Genomic DNA, 4627 nt, shown 5'->3' with positions numbered 1-4627 from the left:
CTTCGCGAGCAAGCCCGCTCCCACAGGGGACCGCGATCCAAATGTGGGAGCGGGCTTGCCCGCGAAGACGGCCGAACAGGCAACAGAAATGTTGAGGTGAAATATGTACAACTGGATCAGCGCCCTCGCCGACCTGCAAGATCGCGGTGAACCCTGCGTGCTGGTGACGATCATCGAAGAACTCGGCTCGACTCCGCGCAATGCCGGTTCGAAGATGGTGATCAGCGCCAGCCAGACATTCGACACCATCGGCGGTGGGCATCTGGAATACAAAGCCATGGAGCTCGCCCGGCAGATGCTCGCCAGCGGCCAGCAAAACACCCATCTGGAGCGCTTCAGCCTCGGCGCCAGCCTGGGCCAGTGCTGCGGCGGCGTGACCGTGCTGCTGTTCGAACCCATGGGCCAGGTCCAGGCGCAGATTGCCGTATTCGGCGCCGGCCATGTCGGCCGCGCCCTGGTGCCGCTGCTGGCGAGTCTGCCCTGCAAGGTGCGCTGGATCGACTCACGGGCAGCGGAGTTTCCCGAACACCTGCCCCACGGTGTGCGCAAGATCGTCAGTGAAGAGCCGCTGGATGAAATCGACGAACTGCCCGCCGGCAGCTACTGCATCGTCATGACCCATAACCATCAGCTCGACCTGGAACTGAGTGCCGCGATCCTCAAGCGCAACGACTTCGCCTACTTCGGCCTGATCGGTTCGAAAACCAAACGGGTCAAGTTCGAACATCGTCTGCGTGATCGCGGCTTCGACAGCAGCACCTTGCAACGCATGCGCTGCCCGATGGGCATCGGCGAGGTCAAAGGCAAATTGCCTGTGGAGATCGCCATTTCCATCGCCGGTGAAATCATCGCCACCTATAACGCGGATTTCGGCCAGCACACCACGCGCGCCGAACCGATTGCCAAGCTGCTGCCGGCCTCGCGCCGCAGCCAGGCGAACCGTTGAACAATCGTTGAGTATTCCCATGCCCCTGACACGTAAAGCCTACCGCGCCGCCCTGCTCCACAGCCTCGCCGACCCTGCCGAAGTCGGCATTGAAGCGTCCTATGAATACTTTGCAGACGGCCTGCTGGTGGTGGAAAACGGCCAGATCAGCGCCATCGGCCACGCCAGCGAGTTGCTGCCGAGCCTGGCGGCCGACATCGAGATCACGCATTACCAAGACGCGCTGATCACGCCCGGCTTCATCGACACCCACATCCACCTGCCGCAGACCGGCATGGTCGGGGCTTACGGCGAGCAATTGCTGGACTGGCTCAACACCTACACCTTCCCTTGCGAAAGTCAGTTTGCCGACAAAGCCCATGCCGATGCCGTCGCCGATATTTTCGTCAAGGAGCTGCTGCGCAACGGCACCACCACCGCGCTGGTGTTCGGCAGTGTGCATCCGCAATCGGTCAATTCGTTTTTCGAGGTGGCCGAGCAACTCGATCTGCGGATGATCGCCGGCAAAGTGATGATGGATCGCAACGCCCCGGACTACCTGACCGACACTGCCGAATCCAGCTACACCGAAAGCAAAGCGCTGATCGAGCGCTGGCATGGCAAGGGCCGCCTGCATTACGCCGTGACCCCGCGTTTTGCGCCGACCAGCACGCCGGAACAACTGGCCCTGGCAGGTCAGTTGCTGGGCGAATATCCCGACCTGTACATGCAGACGCACATCAGTGAGAACCTCCAGGAAGTGCAATGGGTCAAGGAACTGTTTCCAGAGCGTAAAGGTTATCTGGACGTCTACGACCACTACCAACTGCTGGGCGAGCGTTCGGTGTTCGCCCACGGCGTGCACCTGTGTGACGACGAATGCGCGCGCCTGGCACAGACCGGTTCGGCCATCGCGTTCTGCCCGACCTCGAACTTTTTCCTCGGCAGCGGCCTGTTCAACCTGCCAATGGCCGAGAAGCACAAAGTGAATGTGGGATTGGGTACGGATGTGGGGGGCGGTACCAGTTTTTCGTTGCTGCAAACCCTGAACGAAGCCTACAAAGTGATGCAGTTGCAGGGCGCCCGCCTGAGCCCGTTCAAGTCGCTGTACCTGGCCACTCTTGGCGGCGCCCGGGCCTTGCGCCTGGAAGACAAAATCGGGACTTTACAGCCGGGCAGCGATGCAGACTTTCTGGTGTTGGACTACAACGCCACGCCGCTGCTGAGCTATCGCCTGCAACAGGCCCGGGACATTGCCGAGCGGTTGTTTGTGTTGATGACGCTGGGGGATGACCGGACGGTGGCGCAGACTTATGCGGCTGGCCGATTGGTGCATCAGCGCTAGATTTCTAGCGCCTGTCAGACCGCCAATCGCGAGCAGGCTCGCTCCCACAGGGGTTATGTGACTGACACAAATCCACTGTGGGAGCGAGCCTGCTCGCGATGAAGGCAACTCGGAACGCCTGATTCACCCCATCAAAGCTTGGCCGTCGACCGCCCTGGCTTCTTGCTCTGCAACAAATGCGAAAACACCGCATGCAAATCATCCGACGCGCTTTCTTCGTCGAGGTTGAGCTTGCTGTCGATGTGGTCCATGTGATGCATCATCAGGTCCACCGCCAGGGTGGCATCGCGGGCCTCGATGGCGTCGATCAATTGGGTGTGTTCGTCGTAGGAACAGTGGGAGCGGTTGCCGCTTTCATACTGGGCGATGATCAGCGAGGTCTGGGACACCAGGCTGCGCTGGAAGCTGATCAGCGGGGCATTCTTCGCCGCCTCGGCCAGCTTGAGGTGGAACTCGCCTGACAGGCGGATGCCGGCGCCACGGTCACCACGGGAAAAACTGTCGCGCTCGTCGCTGACCATCTGCCGCAACTCGGCAAGCTGTTCGGCGGTGGCGTGCTGCACGGCCAGCTCGGTGATTGCCCGCTCCACCAGACGCCGGGCCATGAATACCTGGCGGGCCTCTTCGACACTCGGACTGGCCACCACGGCGCCACGATTGGGCCGCAACAGCACCACACCTTCGTGGGCCAGACGCGACAGCGCACGGCGAATGATGGTGCGGCTGACCCCGAAAATCTCCCCCAACGCCTCTTCGCTCAACTTTGTACCGGGCGCCAGGCGCTGTTCGAGGATGGCCTCGAAAATATGCGCATAGACAATATCGTCCTGGGTTCCGCTGCGACCGGCTTTGCCTGCTCGCGGTTGTTTCTTGAGGGGTTGCAACTGTTCGTTCATGGGCACTCGAGTCGGGAGAACTGCGGCGAATTGACCGTGACTGTAATACGCCTCAGCGGGTCGCTGGCAAGTATCACGTAAATAATACGGCGATTGTACACAACCTCTGATGGCAACACGACTGTACGGCTGTTTGCGGACGTGGCTGTATTGCAATCGGCAACGAGGTTGAGTTTAGGCTTAAACCCCAAATCTGTGGCCCCCCGCCCTCCTGCAATTTACAACAAGGACCACCGCCCACCATGACCGAAGTCACGACCACGCCACTTCGTCCGCTGGCCGATACATCACCATCAGCGATCGTCGCCGGTTTCATCGCCATGATGACCGGCTACACCAGTTCGCTCGTGTTGATGTTCCAGGCCGGACAGGCGGCAGGGCTGACCAGCGGGCAGATTTCTTCGTGGATCTGGGCGATTTCCATCGGCATGGCCGTGTGCTCCATTGGCCTGTCGTTGCGGTATCGCACACCGATCACCATCGCCTGGTCGACACCCGGCGCGGCGCTGCTGATCACCAGTCTGGGCGGGGTCAGTTATGGCGAGGCCATCGGTGCCTACATCACCTGCGCGGTGCTGGTGACGATCTGTGGCCTGACCGGCAGCTTCGAGCGCCTGGTCAAGCGCATTCCGGCCTCGCTGGCGGCGGCATTGCTGGCGGGGATCCTGTTCAAGATCGGCAGCGAGATTTTCGTCGCCGCCCAGCATCGAACCGGCCTGGTGCTGGGGATGTTTTTCACCTACCTGATCGTCAAGCGCCTGTCGCCGCGCTACGCGGTGCTGGCTGCGTTGCTGATCGGTACGGCACTGTCAGGCTTGATGGGGCTGCTGGACTTCAGCGGCTTTACCCTGGAAGTCGCCACGCCGGTATGGACCACGCCGCATTTCTCCCTGGCGGCCACCATCAGCATCGGCATCCCACTGTTCGTGGTGGCGATGACTTCGCAAAACATGCCGGGCATCGCGGTGCTGCGGGCAGACGGTTACAACGTGCCGGCCTCGCCGTTGATCACCAGCACCGGCATCGCCTCGCTGCTGCTGGCGCCGTTCGGCTCCCACGGCATTAACCTGGCGGCCATCAGCGCGGCCATCTGCACCGGGCCACACGCCCATGAGGATCGTCACAAACGCTACACGGCGGCGGTCTGGTGCGGGATTTTCTACGGGCTTGCCGGGGTGTTCGGCGCGACACTGGCGGCATTGTTTGCGGCGCTGCCCAAGGAACTGGTGCTGTCCATCGCGGCGTTGGCGCTGTTCGGTTCAATCATCAATGGCTTGAGCATCGCCATGAGCGAAGCCCGGGAACGGGAAGCGGCACTGATCACCTTTATGGTCACGGCATCGGGGTTGACGCTGTTTTCCATCGGTTCGGCGTTCTGGGGGATTGTGGCGGGGGTGTTGACCTTGCTGATCCTGAACTGGCGCAACGCCTAAAAAAGATCGCAGCCTTCGGCAGCTCCTA

The 4627-nt window shown here is 61.4% G+C and carries 4 protein-coding genes; 3 read left to right on the top strand and 1 reads right to left on the bottom strand.

What is annotated here, in order from left to right; all coding sequences use genetic code 11:
- Positions 1 to 103: 103 nt before the first annotated feature.
- Together xdhC and guaD are read left to right on the top strand one after the other, a co-directional pair.
- Complete coding sequence (xdhC, locus tag HU811_RS25185; protein ID WP_092401733.1) at positions 104 to 946, top strand: xanthine dehydrogenase accessory protein XdhC; 843 nt, start codon at positions 104 to 106, stop codon at positions 944 to 946.
- A gap of 19 nt (positions 947 to 965) precedes the next feature.
- Positions 966 to 2270 carry a guanine deaminase gene (gene guaD / locus HU811_RS25180; RefSeq protein WP_186658695.1) on the top strand — a complete coding sequence of 435 codons (1305 nt, stop codon included), beginning with the start codon at positions 966 to 968 and terminating at the stop codon, positions 2268 to 2270.
- A 131-nt stretch (positions 2271 to 2401) separates the two neighbouring features.
- Here guaD and HU811_RS25175 read toward each other — a convergent pair whose 3' ends face one another.
- Positions 2402 to 3166 (bottom strand): GntR family transcriptional regulator, encoded by a 765-nt coding sequence (locus tag HU811_RS25175; protein ID WP_003183531.1) that lies wholly within the window; start codon positions 3164 to 3166, stop codon positions 2402 to 2404.
- Positions 3167 to 3408: 242 nt separating this feature from the next.
- Here HU811_RS25175 and HU811_RS25170 point away from each other — a divergent pair, with 242 nt between their 5' ends.
- Positions 3409 to 4599, top strand: coding sequence for a benzoate/H(+) symporter BenE family transporter (locus tag HU811_RS25170; protein WP_092459019.1), 1191 nt, complete (start codon positions 3409 to 3411; stop codon positions 4597 to 4599).
- Positions 4600 to 4627 lie beyond the last annotated feature (28 nt).

Source organism: Pseudomonas tehranensis, assembly GCF_014268615.1.
Classification (GTDB): domain Bacteria; phylum Pseudomonadota; class Gammaproteobacteria; order Pseudomonadales; family Pseudomonadaceae; genus Aquipseudomonas; species Aquipseudomonas tehranensis.
The sequence above is the reverse complement of the archived record's forward strand: the minus strand, read 5'-3'. Positions and strand labels throughout refer to the sequence as shown.